Here is a 17,765-nt window from a genome sequence, read left to right on the forward strand (position 1 = left end):
CGCCCGGCCAATCCTTTCCTGTTACGGCTGGTGTTTCATGCACGCACGTCCCGTCGTTCCCGGCTTGCCGGCGCTGGTGTTGGCTGCCCTGATCGGCACCATGGCGATGATGTCCTTCGTCGCTGTGATCGGCCCGGTGGTCCGCATGCTCGGCCTGTCCGAGTGGCATGCCGGCCTGTCGGTCACCGCCGCAGGCGTGCTGTGGATGCTGGCCGCGCGCCCCTGGGGCCAGCTCAGCGACCGCATCGGCCGCAAACGCGTGCTGATGCTGGCGATGAGCGCCTACACCGTCGTCTATATCGCGCTGGCGGTGTTCATCGATGTCGCCCTGCAGGCAGTGCCGCCGGTGCTGGTGTCAGTGCTGGTGCTGGTCGGTGCGCGTGGCCTGATCGGCCTGTTCTACGCGGCTGTGCCTCCTACCGCAGCCGCGCTGATCGCCGACAAGGCACCCACCGGACAGCGTGCAAAATTCCTCGCCCGCCTGGGCAGTGCCAACGCGCTGGGCATGGTGCTCGGCCCGGCCGCCGCGGGCTGGCTGGCCTATACGAACCTGTCGCTGGCGCTGTACGTGGCCGCGCTGCTGCCGTTGCTGGCACTGGCATTGCTGGCTTGGCGGCTGCCGGCTACACCGCCCGTGGTGGGCGCGTCCGCACAGCGCCGCACGCCGATGAGCCGCCTCGACGCGCGCCTGTGCCTGCCGCAGCTGGCAGCGTTCATCGCCATGGTCTCGGTGACTATCGCGCAGGTCACGGTCGGCTTCTTCGCAATTGATCGCCTGGGTCTGGATGCGGCGACCGGCGCGCGCATGGCCGGCATTGCACTCACCGCCGTTGGCGTCGGCCTGATCCTGGCGCAGGCGCTGGTGATGAAGCTGGAGGTGCATCCACGTCGCTGGATCGTCCTCGGCGCTCTCATTTCCGGCATCGGCTTCACTTCGGTGGCGGGCGTGCAGCAGGCCTGGCAATTGCCTGCGGCGTATGCGCTGGCTGCGTTCGGCATGGGCTTCGTATTCCCCTCGTTCCAGGCGCTGGCCGCCGATGCGGTAGAGGCGCACGAGCAGGGCGCCGCCGCAGGCACCGTGGCGGCCGCGCAAGGGCTGGGCATGGTGGCCGGGCCGATGCTCGGCACGCTGTTGTATCGCGGCGGGCCAAGCCTGCCTTACCTGCTGGTGGGCGCGCTGCTGCTGTTGCTGTGCGCGCTGGCCGCAGCGCATCGGATGAAGGAGACCCCATGAACGATTCCCTGATGCAGGGCGCGTGGCCGGAGGCTGCGCCAGCACCACAGGAGAGCACCGACGACGCGTCGCTGTTCCTGCTGCGGCATGCCGGCCAGCACGTGCACGCCCGCGGTTGCCGCGCCACGTTGCCAGCCGGTGCACTGGCGACGTTGGCAGAACGCGTTTCGGAGTTCTTTGCCCAGCAGCGTGGCGGCCCGGGCCTGCTGGTTGGCGCGGTGCCGTTCGAGCCGCGTGCCGACGATGCGCTGTACCAGCCCGAGCGCCTGCTGCCGGCGCTGGCACTGCAGCCGCAGGCCGCACCGCCGCTTGACGGCGCCCTGCGGGCCGAACCTGTGCCGCAGGACTATGCCGCTGCAGTCGCTGCGGCAGTGCAGGCCTTGCGTGCGCCCGAGCAGAACCTGCATAAGGTGGTGCTGGCGCGCAGCCTGCTGGCACGCACCCGCCAGGTGCTTTCTCCGGACGTGCTGCTGGCACGTCTGGGCGCGGATCCGTCGGTGGCGACCTACGCGGTGCCGCTTCCGGTGGAGCTGGGCCAGGCACCGGCCTGGCTGGTCGGTGCGACGCCGGAGCTGCTGCTGCGCAAGCGCGGCGCCGAACTGTTGTCGCATCCGTTGGCGGGTTCCGCGCGGCGCAGTGCCGATGCCGCCGAGGACGAGCGTGCGGCGCAGGCGCTGCTGGCCTCGACCAAGGACCACGACGAGCACCGCCACGTGGTCGAAGCCATCGTCGAGGGCCTGGCACCGTACTGCAGCCACATCGATGCACAGCCGCGCCCGGTGCTGCATGCCACCGCCAGCATGTGGCACCTCGGCACCCGCATCCACGCCACCCTGAAGGATCCGCAGACATCGGCGGCCGAGCTGTTGGCACAGCTGCATCCCACGCCGGCGGTCTGCGGTACGCCGCGGTTGGCGGCGCTGCAGCGCATCCGCGAGCTGGAACCTGTACCGCGTGGCTTCTATGCCGGCGCCGTGGGTTGGTTGGACGCGCAGGGTGACGGCGACTGGTACGTGGCGATCCGCTGCGCGCGCCTGCAGGGCACGCAACTGCGCCTGTATGCCGGTGCCGGCATCGTCGCCGAGTCGCACCCCGAGGCCGAGGTGGCTGAAACCGCAGCGAAGTTTGCTGCCCTGTTGAACGCGCTGGGTGTCCATGAATCCGCGCCCGCCATCGAGCCTGCCGCATGAATGCTTCCGTTGAATCCTCCCGCCTGCCACTGCAGCAGGTGTGGCCCGACGCGCTGGTGGCGCGCTATCGCGAGGCCGGTCACTGGCGTGGCGAGACCTTCCCGGCGTTCCTGCGCGACCGTGCAGAACGCTATGCCGATGACATCGCGGTGGTCGCCGGCGACGTCCGCCTGAGCTATGCACAGCTGTGGCACGAGGCCGGGCGGATCGGCGCCGGCCTGTTGGCGCTGGGCCTGCAGCCAGGGGGGCGGGTGCTGGTGCAGCTGGGCAACACGGCAGGCTTCATCACCACGGTCTGTGGCCTGTTCCGTGCCGGGCTGGTGCCGGTGTACGCGTTGCCGGCGCACCGCATCACCGAGCTGGTGCACTTCGCCAGCAAGGCCGAAGCCAGTGCCTACATCACCACGGCACTGCACGACGGCTTCGATCACCGCGGGCTGGCGCGGGCGCTGCAGGCCGAGGTCCCGGCGGTTCGCCATGTGGTGATCGACGGCGAAGCGGCGGAGTTCGTCGCGCTGGAGGCGCTGCAGGGCGATCGCAGCCAGCTGCCGGTCGATCCGGACCCGCAATCGGTGGCGTTCCTGCAGATTTCCGGAGGCAGCACCGGGCTGTCCAAGCTGATTCCGCGTACCCACGACGACTACATCTACTCGTTCCGCGCCAGCAATGACCTCTGCGGCATAGACCGCGACAGCGTCTACCTGGTCGCGCTGCCGGCTGCGCACAACTTCCCGATGAGCTCGCCCGGCTTCTTCGGCGCGCTGTACGCCGGTGCCCGCGTGGTGCTCAGCCCCGGCCCCGGACCGGATGCGGCCTTCCCGCTGATCGCACGGGAGCGGGTGACCTGCTGTGGCCTGGTGCCGCCGCTGGCGTTGCTGTGGGCGCAGGCCGCCGCCACCAGCAGGCATGACCTGTCCAGCCTGCAGGTACTGCAGGTGGGCGGCGCCAAGCTGGTGCCGGAAGCCGCGCGGCGGGTGATCGACGGCCTCGGCTGTACCTTGCAGCAGGTATTCGGCATGGCCGAAGGGCTGGTGAACTACACCCGCCTGGATGATCCGGAAGAACTGATCGTGGCCTGCCAGGGGCGACCGATCAGTCCGGATGATGAAGTGCGCGTGGTCGATGACCATGACCAGCCGGTGGCCGAGGGCGAGGTGGGGCATCTACTCACCCGTGGCCCGTACACCATCCGTGGCTACCACAACGATGCGGTGGCCAATGCGCGCTCGTTCACCGACGACGGCTTCTATCGCACCGGCGACCGTGTGCAGCAGCTGCCCGGTGGCTATCTGGTGGTACAGGGCCGTGCGGGTGACCACATCAACCGCGCTGGCGAGAAGATCTCCGCTGAGGAGATCGAGGACCACCTGCTGGCGCACCCGGGTGTGTTCGACGCCGCCGTGGTCTCCATTCCCGATGAGTATCTGGGCGAGCGCAGCTGTGCGTTCGTGATCGCGCAGGGCGAGCCGTTCAAGGCCCCGGCACTGAAGGCCTGGATGCGCGGGCGCGGCCTGGCGGCGTTCAAGGTGCCCGACCAGGTCGTGTTCGTCGACAGTTTCGATACCACTGCGGTCGGCAAGATCAGCCGCCGCGAACTGCGCGCGCAATTGCGTGCGCGTCATCTGCAACAGACAGGAGGAACGCGCTGATGGCGCTGCCCCGTATCACCGATTATCCCTTGCCGACTGCCGCCGAACTGCCGCAGGCGCGTGGCCCGTGGCGCCCGCAGCGCGCTCGTGTCGCGCTGTTGGTGCACGACATGCAGCGTTACTTCCTGGCCGCCTTCGACGCCGGTAATGCACCGCTACGGCCGGCCGTGGACAACATCGCACGGCTGCTGGCGCATTGCCGCGCGCACGGCATTCCGGTGTTCTACACCGCCCAGCATGGCGACCAGGACCGCCGTGACCGTGGCCTGCAGGCCGATCTGTGGGGGCCGGGCATGCGCCGCAGCGCCGACCACGAACCGATCATCGAGGCGCTGGCACCGCAGCCAGGCGAGCACGTGCTGGTGAAGCACCGCTACAGCGCCTTCCAGCGCAGCAACCTGGAGACGCTGATGCGGGTACGTGGGCGCGACCAGCTGCTGGTGACCGGCGTGTACGCCCATATCGGCTGCACCGCGACCGTGGTCGAGGCCTTCCAGCGTGACATCGAGGCCTTCATCGCCGCTGACGCGGTGGCGGACTTCTCGCGTGCCGATCATGATCAGGCGCTGCACTGGATCGCACGCACCAGCGGGGTGCCGATGACCACCGACCAGCTGCTGGAGGTGCTGTGATGGCTGCCACCGGTGAGGTGCTGGATCTGGAGCGGATGCGTGCCGATGTGGCGCGCGTGCTGGAGTGCACACCTGCCGAGATCGGTGACGACGACAACCTGATCGACCTGGACCTGGATTCGATGCGCATGCTCGGCCTGGTCCTGGCCTGGGGCAACACCGGCCTGCCGCTGGAGTTCTCGCAGCTGGCCGAACACACCACGCTGCGCCAGTGGTGGAACGTGGTGCAGACGCTGCAGGCCGCGCAGAGCGCATGAACGCCGTCGCGCTGGCCACGCCGGTGGCATTGACCGAGGCCCAGGCGGGACTGTGGTTCGCACAGCGGCTGGCACCGGACAACCCGTCATTCAATACCGCGCACGCGGTGTGGATCGATGGGCCATTGGATGTGGCTACGTTCGTCGCAGCGGCAGACCAAGCTGCAATTGAGGCAGAGGCCTTCGCGCTGCGCTTTGCCGAAGGGGCCGATGGCCAGCCGCTGCAGTGGCATGACCCCGCACACGTGCCGTTGCTTTCGGTGCGTGATGTGTCCACCGAGACGGATCCCGCCGCTGCGGCCCGCAACCTGATGCACGCCGACCGGCTGAGCCCGGTCGATCCCACCCGCGACCGGATCAGTCAGCAGGTGCTGCTTGAGCTGGGCGGGCAGCGCTGGGTCTGGTACCTGCGTGTGCATCATCTGGCCACCGATGGTTACGGCATGGCGCTGTTCACTGATCGCGTGTGTGCGTTGTATGCCGGTCGTACCGGTGAGCCACTGCCGGGGCTGACTGGCGTGCTGGCCGATGATGCCGCCTATCGTGCCGACCCGCGCCGCACGCAGGCCGGGCAGTGGTGGCGCGAGCACATGCAGGGGGCACCGGCGGGCGTCGGCCTGGCCGGTACGCTCGCGGCCAGTGACGACGCGCTGCGCTGGGTGCAGCCGCTCGATGCGGCATTCCGTGAGCAGTTGCTGCAGGCATCGGTACGTTGGTTGCAGCCCTGGCCAGACGTGCTGGCCGCGTTGTCGGCCGAGTACCTGCGGCGGATGAGCGCGGCCGATGAAGTGGTGCTGGGCGTGCCCTACATGGGCCGGCTTGGCAACGCGTCGGCACGGGTACCGGCGATGGTGATGAATGTGTTGCCGCTGCGCGTGGCCGCCGGCGAGGGCAGCGTCGAAACCTTTACCCGCAGCCTGGGCCGGCAGCTCAGCCAAGGGCGCAAGCACGGCCGTTACCGAGGCGAGCAACTGCGCCGGGATCTGGGCCTGGTGGGCGCGCAGCAGCGCCTGCACGGTCCCATGGTAAATGTGCAGCCGTTCTACAAGCCGCTGGCGCTGACGGGCGTGCAGGCGACGCTGGAGGTGCTGTGCACCGGGCCGGTGGATGACCTGACGCTGGGCTTCCGCGGCGATGGCCAGCGTCTGCTGGATCTGGAGATCGAGGCCAGTCCCGCGCTGTACAGTCGCGAGGATGTCGAGGCGCACGCGGCGCGGTTGCTGCATTTCGTGTCGGCGGCACTGCAGGCTGACGATATCGCAGCCGTACCTCTGGCGACGCCCGAGGAGGCGCAGCAGGTGCTGCACGGTTTCAATGCCACCGCGCACGCGCTGCCGGAGACGACCCTGGTCGAGCTGCTGCAGCAGGGCATGGATCGGGACCCGCACGTGCCGGCACTGGTGTTCGGCGACACTACGCTGGACTACGCAACGCTGGAAGCGCGCAGCTTCGCGCTGGCGGCACAGCTGCGGACAATGGATGTCGGCCCGGGCACCGTGGTGGCGGTGGCATTGCCGCGCTCGCTGGAGCTGGTGATCGCGCTGCTGGCGGTGCTGCGTGCCGGAGCCGCCTACCTGCCGTTGGACCTTGCTCATCCGGACGAGCGCCTGGCGCGTATTCTCGCCTCGGCACAGCCGGTGTGCGTACTGGCTGCGGCGGACGTATCGGCGCGCGTGGCCGGCGTACCGGTGCTCGCGCCGGAGCAGTGGACTGCGCTGAGTTTTGCCGCACCGTGGGCCGATCCGGCACCTGACGATGCGGCCTACGTGATCTATACCTCCGGCTCGACCGGCGAGCCCAAGGGCGTGGTCATCGAACACCGTGCCATCGTCAACCGCCTGCTGTGGATGCGCGAGCACTACGACATCCGCGCCGATGACCGCGTGCTGCAGAAGACCCCGGCCACCTTCGACGTCTCGGTCTGGGAGTTCTTCCTGCCGCTGCTGTGCGGGGCCACGCTGGTGGTCGCCGGGCCGGACGCGCATCGCGATCCCACTGAACTGGCGCGGCTGATCCGCGAGCATGGCATCACCACGGCGCATTTCGTGCCATCGATGTTGGATGCCTTCCTCGCTGCACCGGCCTCCGAAGGGCTGCAGCTGCGACGGGTGTTCACCAGTGGCGAGGCGCTGGATGCTTCGTCCCGCGACCGCTTCCACGCGCGTGTGCACGCCGAGCTGCACAACCTGTATGGCCCGACCGAAGCTGCCGTGGACGTCAGCTACTGGCCGGCGTCGGCGCAGGATCGTTCGCGGCCGGTGCCGATCGGGTTCCCGGTCTGGAACACCCGCCTGTACGTGCTGGACGCCCGGATGCAGCCGGTGCCGGTGGGCGTGCCCGGTGACCTGTACCTGGGTGGCGTCCAGCTGGCGCGTGGCTATCTCGGTCGCGATGATCTGACCACCGAGCGCTTCCTTGCCGATCCCTTCCTGACGGGCGAGCGTATCTACCGCACCGGCGACGTAGCACGCTGGCGCCGCGATGGTGCGGTCGAGTATCTCGGCCGCAGCGACCACCAGGTGAAACTGCGCGGCCTGCGCATCGAGCTGGGCGAGATCGAGGCGGCACTGCGCGAGCTGCCTGGCATGGAGCGGGTGGAAGTGCTGCTGCGCCAGGATGCTCCCGGCGAAGTGCGTCTGGTGGCGTATCTGCCGACCGCGCTTGCCGATGCCGTAACGCTGCGCAGCCACCTGGCCACGCGCGTGCCGGACTATATGGTGCCCTCGGCGTTTGTCGGCGTGGACCACTGGCCGGTGACCGCCAACGGCAAGCTCGACCGCAACGCGTTGCCGAAGCCACCGCAACTTGAAGTTGCCGGCTTGGCGCCGCGCACGCCGTTGGAACAGGAGCTGGCGTTGTTGTTCGCCCAGGCGCTTGGGCGTGAGGCGCCGGTGGCAGTGGATGCAGATTTCTTCAGTCTCGGCGGTGATTCGCTGTCGGCGGTGCACCTGCTGCTGGCGATCGAGCAGCGCTGGCGCTGCGATCTGGGTCTGGGTGCATTGTTTGCGCAGCCCACCGTGGCCGCGCTGGCGGTTCGTATTGCCGAGCCTCCCGCGCTGGCCGATCACGCACTGGGGCCGGTGATCGCATTGGCCGCAACCGACGCCGCCGGGCCCACGCCGCTGTTCGTGCTGCATCCGGCCGGGGGGATCGCCTGGAACTACCGCACCCTGGCCCGGGCACTGCAGCCGGCACGCCCGGTGTACGGCCTGCAGTCGCCGGCACTGGACGCCCGGCAGCCGCTGCCGAGCAGCATCGAGGCGATGGCCAACGACTACGTGCAGCGCGTGGTCGCACTACAGCCGAAGGGGCCAGTGCATCTGGTGGGGTGGTCGGTAGGTGGCATCCTCGCCCAGGCGATGGCGGTGCGCCTGCATGAAATCGGCCGCGACGTCGGCGAGCTGGTGCTGCTGGACGCGTATCCCAGCGAGTGCTGGCGGGCCGAACCGGAACCCGATCCCATCGCTGCATTGCGGGCATTGCTGGCGATTGCCGGCCACGATCCGGATGCGCATCCGGAACTCGACAGCCGTGAACGCATTCTGGGGTTCCTGCGCCGTGGCGGCAGTGCACTCGGCAGCCTGCCGGATGTGGTGCTCGATGGCGTGGTGCGCGCGGTGACCGGCACCAATCGACTGATCCGCGAACATATTCACCAACCGTTCGACGGCACGCTGGTGCACGTCCGTGCTGGTCGGGATCATCAGGCGCGGCCACAGCTGCAATCGACGTTGTGGCGGACCCACGCGCGCAGGGTGCAGGCGCTGGAACTGCCGTTCCTGCACGCCGAACTGACCGGCCGCGATGCGGTGGCGCAGCTGGCGCCGTGGTTGTCGGCGCGGCTGCGCCACTGGGATGAGCAACAGGAGATCGCAACATGCAGTTGACCGGTTTCGATGGCCGCGTGGCGTTGGTTACGGGTGCATCCGGCGGCATTGGCGAGGCGTTGGTACGGCTGTTGGCCGAGGCCGGCTGCACGGTGGTGGCGACCGATCGCGAGACGCCGCGCGTGGCCGATACCCGGGTGAAGTCGCTCGCACTCGATGTAACCGACAGCGCCGCCGTGGACGCCTTGGTGGATCAGGTCGAGTCCAGCATCGGGCCGATCATGCTGGCCGCCAGCGTGGCCGGCGTACTGCATGTGGGCGGCGTCACCGGGACCACCGACGACGACTGGCGCCGGGTGTTTGCAGTCAATGCCGATGGCGTGTTCCATGTCGGAAGGGCGTTGGCGCGGGTGATGTCACCGCGTCGGCAGGGCGCGATGGTTACCGTCAGCTCGAATGCGGCCGGTGTACCAAGGCACGGCATGGCGGCCTATGCGGCCTCCAAGGCCGCCGCCACGATGTTTACCCGCTGCCTCGGGCTGGAACTGGCGCCGCTGGGCATCCGCTGCAACATCGTTGCCCCGGGTTCAACACTGACCCCGATGCAGACCGGCATGTGGCTGGACGAGCATGGTGCCGAGCGGGTGATCGCTGGCACCCTTGAAACCTACAAGGCCGGCATTCCGCTGCGCAAGCTGGCCACCCCGGAGGACATCGCGCACTCGGTGATGTTCCTGCTCTCCGAACAGGCCGGGCATGTGGCGATGAGCGACCTGTATGTGGACGGCGGCGCCACCCTGCGTGGGTGAGCTTTTGTAGAGCCGAGCCCATGCTCGGCTGTTCCTTCAGAGATACGGATGCCTGAAGGAAAAGCAGCCGAGCATGGGCTCGGCCCTACAACAAACAGCGGGTTGATCCGGTAGCGGTGGGCCAAGACCGGCGACGATTCAAGGCAGGGTCAGGCGGTACATCAGCACGCGGTTGTCGTTGTCGTACGGGCTGTCGCAGGCCTGGCCCTGCATGCGGCAGTGGCGGGCGATGAAGTCGTTGTCGTTGCCGATCAGCAGCAGTACGTCGTTCGGGTGCTGCGGGTCGAGCGCCGGCAGCACGTCCATGGCTTCCCACTTCTCTGACAGCAGTCCGGCATGTGGGCCGCGCTTTGTGTCCAGGTCCAGCCCGGCACGGGCCAACTGCGGGCGGTCCAGCAGGTTCAGCAGTTCGTCGCTGCGTGCTGGCATGATCTCCGGCTTCAGCGCGGTGTCGGTCGGGTCGGCCAGAACCGAGGCCGTGCCGGTTTCATAGGCACTTTCGGCCAGGTTGATGGCATCGGCCACATCGACCAGCAGTACCGACTTGTAGACGATCGGGTCGTCGCCGTCCTTGCCCAGCCCGTTTCCGTCGCGGGCCAGCAGCAGAAAGCGATGGCCATCCAGCGCGCGCAGCTCGCTCTGCGCCGCGGTTCGGTCCAGCTTGCCCTTGCCGTCGTGCGCGTAGGCAGGCAAAGCCATCACGTAATGGCCGATCGGCTGCTGTGGCGTTGGCGAGGCCGTCACGTCGTAGACCAGCACGCGGGTGTTGATGCGGCCCGCCGCGTTGCCCTGCGCGCTGTCCTGCAGCGTCGCGCTCTGCAGGGCGACGAACAGGCGGCTGCCGTCGGGTGACAGGCCCATGCCTTCCACGCCCTGGTTGTTGCGTCGGCCGGTCTGCGGTGGCGCCAGCGAACCGAACGCCGGCTTGCCGTCGCGCTGCGGACGGATCGCGGGTGGTGCCACGATCACACCCTGCACCTGGCCCTGCGCATCGAAGTAGTAGACGTTGGCGGTGTACTCGTCGCCGATATAGAAGTGGCCATCTGCGGTGAACTGCAGTGACTCAGCATCCAGCGAGACCTTGCCCGCACCAGCGCCGCTGGCCGGCGAAGGCAGCACCACCTGGCGCTGGGTGACCGTGTGGTCGCCCGGGTCGGCACCGGTGAACGGCTGCCCGTTGAAATCCTTCAGTACCACACCCTTGTCGGGCGCCATCGTCAGCGTGCCAAGCTCGGACTTGCCCGGGGAAATGTCGATGCGCAGCCGCATGCGCTCGACGCGGCCGGTGTAGTCGTAGAACAGGCCAGCCCCGGGATCGTTGCGGCCGCGGTCGGGCAGGGTCCACAACACGCCTTCGTAGCCGTTGGCAGTGCGCTTCCAGGTGCCGGGCTGCACCGCCAGCGACGAGAACGATCCCAGCGTGTCGCCCAGGAAGGCCACCGTTCCCGCCGACAGCCGCCCGGCGGCGACCAGGCCTTTGTCCACATAGCTGCGACCGCCCAGCTGCAGGGTGCGCGGCGCTGTGCCCGTCGCCTCATGCGGAGCGGAGTATCCGCTGGCAGAGAGAGTGGCCAGCAGCAGGGCGGTCGTGAGCATCGGTGGACTCCGGGCGGTCAATCAGAAGCGAAGGTCGATCGTACCGAACACCTGGCGTGGTGCCGAGGCATGGAACACGTACAGTTTGCCGGCCGGGTCGCTCGGGGCGAACACGCTCGAATCCAGGTTGCTGGCATAGCGCTTGTTGGTCAGGTTGGTCACGTTGAACGACACGCGCATGCCCTTGGCGAAGCCGAGCTGACCGAAGTCATAGCCACCGGCCAGATCGAACACGGTAAAGCCGCCGAAGCTCTGGTCGTTGGTGTAAGTGTAGAAGCGTTCGCCGGTGTACTTGCCGCGCAGGCTGGCAAACCAGCCGTTGTCGCGCCAGGTGATCTCGGTGGCCAGCAGCTGCTTGGGTGTATCGGTCTGGATCTTGCCCTTGATCTGCTGCTCGACGCCGGCCTGCACGTAATTCGACGCATAGGTCGAGCGGTTCAGCGAGGCCGAGGTGTACCAGCTGAAGTGCTCGTTCGGGCTCCACAGCACGGTCAGCTCGGCACCACGGCTGTCGACGCCGCCCACGTTGTAGAAGCGGTTGCCGCAGGTCGGGCCGACCGGCTGCCGCGAGTCGCAGGGGTTGTACTGCAGCAGGCGGTTGTCGAAGCGCACGCTGTAGGCCGCGACCGAGGCCTGCAGGGTATCGGTGACGAAGCGGTAGCCGGCCTCCAGCGAGCGGGATTCTTCCGGCTTCAGGTTGCCCTGCGCGTTCCAGGTGGCCTGGCTGACTGCCTGCGGGCCCAGCTTGAAGCCGCCCTGGAACATGGCGATGTTCTCGGCGTAGCTGGCGAACACTTCGTGATGCTCGGCCAGGCGGAAGTTGGCGCCGATGCTGGGCAGGAAGTTCTTGCTGGCCTTCAGTGAGCCGGTGGCGAACTGGTTGTTGGAGGCCGGCGAGATCGGTGCCTTCGCGTCGCCCGGCAGGGCCTGCGCATCGGAGGTGGCATGCGGGCTCTTGGCGCCGAACTCCAGTGTCAGGCGATCATCGAGCAGGCGCCAGGTGTCCTTCAGGAAGAACTGGTGGGTCTTCCAGCGCGTGCGCTGGGCGAACACACCGACGTCGGAGGGCAGGGTGTTCATGCCACTCAGGTCGCGCGGGCCGTCCACGGCGGTCTGGTAGCGCTCGGCGCTGCTGGTGTTGCGCTCGTACCAGACGCCGCCCTCGATGCGGTGCGCGCCCAGTTCCCAATCGAACGACAGCGTGCCGCCATCGCGGTCGATGGTATAGATCGTGTTGCGGAAGATGATCGGGATTTCCTGCGCGGTGCCCTTGTTCGACCACGCGCCGCTGTTCCAGTTGTGGCCTTCGCCGCGGTCGTCGTGGTGGTAGGCCAGGGCCCGCAGGCTGAAGCCATCGGCCAGGAAGAAATCGCCGGCCAGGTAGTACAGGTTGTCATCGCGCAGGATCTGCCCGGCGGTGAACGCACCGTCGGCATCCTTGTCCGGGCCGCTGCTGTCGCACTTCTTCGCGTTGAAGCTGGCGGTATTGCAGTAGGCCTTGGCCACGGCCTTGTTCCAGTCCGGCGCATAGCCGCCCCAGTCCCAGCCCAGCCCGCGCGACATCTCGTCCTTGGACAGGTAGAAGTAGTCGGCCTGGGTGGTACGTGACGTATCGACGAAACCGGTGATCTGGCCGCGGTCGAAGTTCCACACGCCCTTGGCGTTGAACTGCTTGGTGGTGGATTTGTTGTAGGCGGTCTGGTCGTTCCACAGATCGGAGACCGCGTTCATGCCGGAAACGTAGCCGGAGAAGCCGTTGTACTCGCCGCTGTCCACGCGCACGAAGGTGCGGCGGTTGGCATCGCTGCCGAAGGTCTGCACCACGCGGCCGCCGAGTTCCTGCGCCGGGCGGTCGGAGGTGTACGAGATGGTGCCGCCGAGGTTGCTGGTGGATGGCGTGCCGAGGCTGCCGATACCCACGGCCAGTTCGGCGCCGGCCATGTTCTCGCTGATCAGCGCACGGTTGATGGTCAGGCCGTTGTAGTTGTTGTACGCGCCATCGCCCAGCGGCACGCCATCCAGCGTGTAGCCGAGGCGGGTGGAGTTGAAGCCACGCAGGCTGAGGGTCATCGACTGCTCGTTGGTGCCGAGCGCATCGGCCGACTGCGCGTTGACGCCCGGCAGCAGGTTCAGGGTCTTCTGCAGGCTGGTACCCGGCGGCAGGATGTCGAGGTTCTCGCGGGTGATGCGCTGCACCTGGCGCGCTTCACCGCTGCCGATCACCGAAACCGCATCGAGGTCGGTGGCGGGCGTGCCATGGGAGGTCGGGGCAGCATCCTGCGCCCAGGCCGCGGGAGCAAGCGCGATCGACAGCGCGGCGGCCAACAAAGTCTTCGTCATGTTGCAGACACTCAGGCAGGCACGAGCCACCGCGCTGGCGCGGAGCTCATGGAATTGAAAAGGGGAGACAAGCGATGCGACTGCAGGCGCTGCGGGCGCCGTGGGTCAACGTGAAAATGGTGCGCTAGACAGATGACTGTCTGGTGACACCGCTACACGCGTGGCATGCCGACGCATGCACTGGTAGATGCCAACCTTGGTTGGCATGCGCGACGTCGTTGGTGGAACGCCAACCAAGGTTGGCGTCTACGGGGGCGCCGAACGAGGTCGGCGTCACTGTGCGATCAACCCGCGTTGCGCGGCTTGCGCGTGCGCTTCGGCTTTGCGGTGTCACCACTGCTCACGGCACCGTCCTGCAGCGCCTGCAGCCAGGACAGGGTGTCCACGTAGTCGATGAAATGGCGCAGGTAACCTGGGCTGGTGGCCTGCATCGTGTCCAGCATGCGCTGCACCAGCACCGCCGAGTTCAGCGGGCCGCCGTCAGCCGGAGCCTCGGCGCGCAGCGAGCGGCGCACCTGCAGTTCGCTGCGCAGTTCCGACCACTCGCGCTGTACCTGCTGCAGCATCGGCACCCGCGGGTAATGCGGCAGCGAGCGCGACCCCGCGTCGAGGTCGCGCACCAGTGCGCGCAGTCCCTCCAGTGCGGGCGGCTTACTTGGCATCCGGGGCCTTGGGCTTGGGAATCGGCGCGATCTCCACGCGACGATTGCGTGCGCGTCCTTCCTCATTGGCATTGGAACTGACCGGCTGCTCGCTGCCGAACGCGGCGGCGAACACGGCGTCAGCCGGTACGCCATCGGCAATCAGGGTACGGGTCACGGTCAGCGAACGTTGCGCGGACAGCTCCCAGTTGTCGGCGAAGCGGCGGTTGCCTTCGCGCACCGGCGCATCATCGGTGAAGCCGCTGACCATGAGGATTTCTTCGCGACTGCCCAGATAGGCGGCCAGCGGTGCCGCCAGGCTGCGCAGCAGCTCCTGGCCTTCCGGCTGCAGCTGGTCGGAGTTGAGCGCGAACAACACGCTGCCGCTGATGCCGATGCGGCCATCAACCAGCGTCACGCGACCGGCAGCCAGCGGGCCAGCCAGTGCCTGTTCGAGCGTCTGCAGGCGCTTGGCTTCGGCCTGGCGCTGCTTCACTTCCTGGTCCAACCGCTGCGACAGCTCCAGCTGCACCGCGACCACACCCACCAGGATCAGCACGAACGCACCCAGCAGCACCGACATCAGGTCGCCGAAGGCGGCCCAGATCGGGGCGTGTGAGCCGCCATCGACCTCCAGCTCGTCGCTCATGCGCTGCCGGCCTTGCCGCGGCGCGTGGCCAGCTGCTGCAGTTCTTCCATCACCTGCTTCTGCGACAGCAGGCTGAGGTCGACCACCTCGCGCGCCTGTGCCACGTAGTAGGCCAGCTGCTCATCACTGCGGGCCAGCGAGGCATCCAGTGCGCCGCCAATCTGTTCCAGGCGGCCGGAAAGCTCGGTGGAGGCACTGCCGAACTGCGCGACCGCTTCACCAAAGGTGCTGGCCAACTGGCCCACTTCACCGGCGCTGCCGTTGAGCGCTGCGGCGATGCCGTCCAGCTTCCCGGTCTCGGCGGCGATATGGTCGGTGAAGCGGTTGCCGACGCGCTCCAGCAGCTCGGCCGATCCGCCAACCAGCGCGTCCACGGCGGTGCGCTGTTCGTGCGAGGCATGGTTGATCGCATCGAGCAGGGTCTGCACGGTGGCCAGCAGGCGACCGCGTTCTTCCAGCATTGCGTTGTCACGCACCAGGCTTTCAGAGAGCGTGCTGCGCAGTTCGTTGATGACGTCGGCAGCGGCCTTCGGCGCGGCTGCCGCGGTCTGCAGCAGGGTGGAGACTTCGGCCAGCGTTGCGCTGGCCTGTGCACGACCGTTCTCGCCGATCTGCTGTGCGGTCGCCGCCAGCGTGTCGCAGACCTGCTGCTGCTGCGCAGCCAGGCGCTCGCCATTGGCCTGCAGGCGCTCGGCCAGCTCGGCGGAAACGTGCTGCAAGGCATCGCTCCAGCGTTGCAGGCGCCGTTCGTCGCCGGCCTGCAGCTGCGCATGCAGCGCGGCGTGGGCTTGCTGCAGTTCGGCGCTGACCGCGTCCCAGCGCGCCTGGCGCTGCTGTTCGCGAGTGTCCAGGCAGGCCTGCAGTTCGGCGTGCGCAGCTGCGGCGCCAGCCTGGGCGGCCTGCCACTGCTGCGAGCGCTGCTGTTCGTGGTCCTGCAGCAACGACTGGCTGGCGTCGTGACGCTGCTCCAGTGCCCGCAGCAATGCCTGCGCATGCTCGTCCAGCTGCTGGCCGGCCGCCAGCAGCGCCTGCTGCTGGCGCTCGACCAGCGCGCTGTTCAGTGCCTGCTGCTGCTCGACGGCGGCACGCCAGGCGTCGGCGTTGCCGCTGGCATCGGCCTGCAGGCGCTCGCCGATGCGGGCGACGAGTGCTTCGGCCTGCGTGCCCTGGCCATCGCTGAAGGCCTGCAGGTGCTGGCGGAGATCGTTCACCAGGGCCTGCTGTGCCTGGCTCTGTTCACTCACCACCTTGGCCCAGTTGGCTTCGGTCGCAACGCGGCTGCGCTCGAAACCGTCGCTCAGGCCTGCCAGCTGCTGCTGCACGGCCCGCTCGACGCGGGCGTGCAGTGCCTCGCCATGGTGGGCCAGACCGGCCAACGTGGTCTCGGCCATCGGCTGCAGCGCGCCCCCGATGGCGGCGGCACTGGCTTCGGCGCCTTCACGCAGCGACTGCTGCAGCGAGACCGCCAGACGCTCCTGCAGCGCCTGGCTCTGGGTCAGGAATTCGGCCTGGCCGGCCAGCAGGCGCTCGTTGGCGGCCGTGCTGTGCTGTTCAAAGGTCTGTGTCATCGCCTGTAGGCGGTCGACCAGTGCCGGCAGCGCGGCGGACTGTGCCTGCAGCAGGCGCAGCGACTCGGCGCGCTGCCAGGCCTGCGAGTAGGGATGCAGGTCGCCTGCAATGGCCCGGTCCAGCTGCTGCACGGCCTGCAGCCGATCCCGACGCAGCAGCGCCGCCAGCAGGCCGAGCATGGCCGAGCTGGCCACACCGGCGATCGAGGTACCGAATGCCACCGCCAGGCCCTGCACCGGCGAGGCCAGCGAGCCGCGGATGGCGGCCATGTCGGTCGCGCTCTGCAGGGCCAGTCCGGTGCCACGCAGCGTGTCCATCATGCCCAGCAGGGTACCGAGCATGCCCAGCAGCACCAGCAGGCCGACCAGGTAAGGGGTCAGCACCGGTGCGGGCAGGGCGGTGCGCTCGCCCTCCACGCGCAGGCGCACGGCGTTGCGCAGGCCTACCGGCACGCGCTCCAGCCAGGGGGCGAGGCTTTCCTTCGCGCTGGACAGGTCGTTCAGTGCGGCGCGCAGGCCGTTGCTGGCCTGGCGGTAGCGGTACAGCTCCACGCCACCGGAGATGTAGCAGGCCGCGATGATCGCCGCCACCGCTGCACCCAGCGGATGCACCGAAACGTAGCCAATGCCGATCCAGCACACGGCCAGCAGGCCGACAAGGAAGACAACGACATGGAAAGCAGTTCTGGACATGGTGTTCCGGTCAGTGGGAGCGCAGGGCGTCTTGCAGCCCTTCGATCGGGTGGAAGCGCAGCTGCAGCTCGGCGAGCAGCAGCGTGCGCATGTCATGGCGGAAGGCCGTGCGCCAGCCGGGTTGGCCGTGCACGCGTTCAAATCGGGCGCCGAGCACGGCCGGCGCAGTGGCCAGCAGGCTGTGCTCGCGCGGGGTGAGGGTCTGTTCCATCACCGCATCGACCTCGGCCAGCCGCGCCAGCTCGGGCGAAACCTGTACCAGCTGGTCGCGCAGGCGGCCGCGCAGGCGGCCCGTGGCGGTCTGGATGGCCTGCTGCAGTACCCGGTAGCGCTGGCGCAGCGAGGCGAAGTTGGGTGCGGCGGCAGCTTCGGCCAGGTCCAGCAGGCGCTCGGCCTCGGCATCCTCACTGATCGAGGCGAGCAGGCTGGCGTGCGCCTGGGCGCAGTCGGCCAGTACATCCTCGACCGCTTCGGCGGCTTCACCGGGCTCGGGCAGGCGTCCGCCGAGCGCCCCGGACAGGGCCACGGCACGGCTCCAGTCCACCCACTGGCCGAGGCGATCGGTCAGGGCGGGACTGGTGGCCGGCATCGCGCCGTCGCTGAGACGGGCGAGCAGGCGGAGGAACTCCGGTCCACCCAGGACCGGCTGCGCTGCGTTCGCCATCAAGGGGTGAGGGGCC

The 17,765-nt window shown here is 68.4% G+C and carries 13 protein-coding genes; 7 read left to right on the plus strand and 6 right to left on the minus strand.

The annotated features are described in order from the left end of the window. The first annotated feature begins 37 nt into the window (after positions 1-37). Genes RI032_RS17845 through RI032_RS17875 form a run of 7 tightly spaced genes read left to right on the plus strand, consistent with a single transcriptional unit; the run spans position 38 to position 9,598 of the window. Entirely contained in the window at positions 38-1,234 is a 1,197-nt protein-coding gene (locus RI032_RS17845) for an MFS transporter (protein ID WP_043396400.1), read from the plus strand. Then, entirely contained in the window at positions 1,231-2,424 is a 1,194-nt protein-coding gene (locus RI032_RS17850; RefSeq protein ID WP_197650729.1) for an isochorismate synthase, read from the plus strand. The genes RI032_RS17845 and RI032_RS17850 overlap by 4 nt, the downstream gene beginning before the upstream one ends. Beyond that, positions 2,421-4,073 carry a (2,3-dihydroxybenzoyl)adenylate synthase gene (locus RI032_RS17855; RefSeq protein ID WP_322547407.1) on the plus strand — a complete coding sequence of 551 codons (1,653 nt, stop codon included), beginning with the start codon at positions 2,421-2,423 and terminating at the stop codon, positions 4,071-4,073. Before RI032_RS17850 ends, RI032_RS17855 begins: the two co-directional genes overlap by 4 nt. Then, positions 4,073-4,705: an isochorismatase family protein gene (locus RI032_RS17860; protein WP_019337843.1), complete on the plus strand. Its 633-nt coding sequence runs from the start codon at positions 4,073-4,075 to the stop codon at positions 4,703-4,705. Before RI032_RS17855 ends, RI032_RS17860 begins: the two co-directional genes overlap by 1 nt. Continuing rightward, a complete protein-coding gene (locus RI032_RS17865; RefSeq protein WP_010485231.1) occupies positions 4,705-4,962 on the plus strand; it encodes a phosphopantetheine-binding protein in 258 nt (85 codons plus the stop codon). The genes RI032_RS17860 and RI032_RS17865 overlap by 1 nt, the downstream gene beginning before the upstream one ends. Continuing rightward, on the plus strand, positions 4,959-8,849 hold the full coding sequence (locus RI032_RS17870) for an enterobactin synthase subunit F (protein WP_322547408.1): 3,891 nt from the start codon (positions 4,959-4,961) through the stop codon (positions 8,847-8,849). Before RI032_RS17865 ends, RI032_RS17870 begins: the two co-directional genes overlap by 4 nt. Next, positions 8,840-9,598, plus strand: coding sequence for a 2,3-dihydro-2,3-dihydroxybenzoate dehydrogenase (locus RI032_RS17875; RefSeq protein WP_043396371.1), 759 nt, complete (start codon positions 8,840-8,842; stop codon positions 9,596-9,598). The genes RI032_RS17870 and RI032_RS17875 overlap by 10 nt, the downstream gene beginning before the upstream one ends. A gap of 138 nt (positions 9,599-9,736) precedes the next feature. Here the strand turns inward: RI032_RS17875 and RI032_RS17880 are convergent, their stop codons facing one another. From RI032_RS17880 to RI032_RS17905, 6 genes are all read right to left on the minus strand, one after another. Then, entirely contained in the window at positions 9,737-11,194 is a 1,458-nt protein-coding gene (locus RI032_RS17880) for an esterase-like activity of phytase family protein (protein WP_322547409.1), read from the minus strand. Positions 11,195-11,215: 21 nt separating this feature from the next. Continuing rightward, entirely contained in the window at positions 11,216-13,534 is a 2,319-nt protein-coding gene (locus tag RI032_RS17885) for a TonB-dependent receptor (protein ID WP_322547410.1), read from the minus strand. 284 nt (positions 13,535-13,818) lie between these two features. Next, positions 13,819-14,196: a DUF2894 domain-containing protein gene (locus RI032_RS17890; RefSeq protein ID WP_019337837.1), complete on the minus strand. Its 378-nt coding sequence runs from the start codon at positions 14,194-14,196 to the stop codon at positions 13,819-13,821. Next, a complete protein-coding gene (locus tag RI032_RS17895; RefSeq protein WP_005409939.1) occupies positions 14,186-14,824 on the minus strand; it encodes an OmpA family protein in 639 nt (212 codons plus the stop codon). Before RI032_RS17895 ends, RI032_RS17890 begins: the two co-directional genes overlap by 11 nt. Next, entirely contained in the window at positions 14,821-17,085 is a 2,265-nt protein-coding gene (locus RI032_RS17900; protein ID WP_322547411.1) for a DUF802 domain-containing protein, read from the minus strand. The genes RI032_RS17895 and RI032_RS17900 overlap by 4 nt, the downstream gene beginning before the upstream one ends. 10 nt (positions 17,086-17,095) lie before the next feature. After that, positions 17,096-17,749, minus strand: coding sequence for a DUF3348 family protein (locus tag RI032_RS17905; RefSeq protein WP_010485248.1), 654 nt, complete (start codon positions 17,747-17,749; stop codon positions 17,096-17,098). Between the last annotated feature and the right edge of the window lie 16 nt (positions 17,750-17,765).

Source organism: Stenotrophomonas geniculata, assembly GCF_034508895.1.
Classification (GTDB): domain Bacteria; phylum Pseudomonadota; class Gammaproteobacteria; order Xanthomonadales; family Xanthomonadaceae; genus Stenotrophomonas; species Stenotrophomonas geniculata.

Bases quoted from the DNA above. Each gene is read 5' to 3' on its own strand.
- RI032_RS17880 (WP_322547409.1), bottom strand. From the start codon at position 11,194: ATGCTCACGACCGCCCTGCTGCTGGCCACTCTCTCTGCCAGCGGATAC.
- RI032_RS17905 (WP_010485248.1), bottom strand. From the start codon at position 17,749: ATGGCGAACGCAGCGCAGCCGGTCCTGGGTGGACCGGAGTTCCTCCGC.
- RI032_RS17890 (WP_019337837.1), bottom strand. From the start codon at position 14,196: ATGCCAAGTAAGCCGCCCGCACTGGAGGGACTGCGCGCACTGGTGCGC.
- RI032_RS17875 (WP_043396371.1), top strand. From the start codon at position 8,840: ATGCAGTTGACCGGTTTCGATGGCCGCGTGGCGTTGGTTACGGGTGCA.
- RI032_RS17900 (WP_322547411.1), bottom strand. From the start codon at position 17,085: ATGTCCAGAACTGCTTTCCATGTCGTTGTCTTCCTTGTCGGCCTGCTG.
- RI032_RS17850 (WP_197650729.1), top strand. From the start codon at position 1,231: ATGAACGATTCCCTGATGCAGGGCGCGTGGCCGGAGGCTGCGCCAGCA.
- RI032_RS17865 (WP_010485231.1), top strand. From the start codon at position 4,705: ATGGCTGCCACCGGTGAGGTGCTGGATCTGGAGCGGATGCGTGCCGAT.
- RI032_RS17885 (WP_322547410.1), bottom strand. From the start codon at position 13,534: ATGACGAAGACTTTGTTGGCCGCCGCGCTGTCGATCGCGCTTGCTCCC.
- RI032_RS17845 (WP_043396400.1), top strand. From the start codon at position 38: ATGCACGCACGTCCCGTCGTTCCCGGCTTGCCGGCGCTGGTGTTGGCT.
- RI032_RS17855 (WP_322547407.1), top strand. From the start codon at position 2,421: ATGAATGCTTCCGTTGAATCCTCCCGCCTGCCACTGCAGCAGGTGTGG.
- RI032_RS17870 (WP_322547408.1), top strand. From the start codon at position 4,959: ATGAACGCCGTCGCGCTGGCCACGCCGGTGGCATTGACCGAGGCCCAG.
- RI032_RS17895 (WP_005409939.1), bottom strand. From the start codon at position 14,824: ATGAGCGACGAGCTGGAGGTCGATGGCGGCTCACACGCCCCGATCTGG.
- RI032_RS17860 (WP_019337843.1), top strand. From the start codon at position 4,073: ATGGCGCTGCCCCGTATCACCGATTATCCCTTGCCGACTGCCGCCGAA.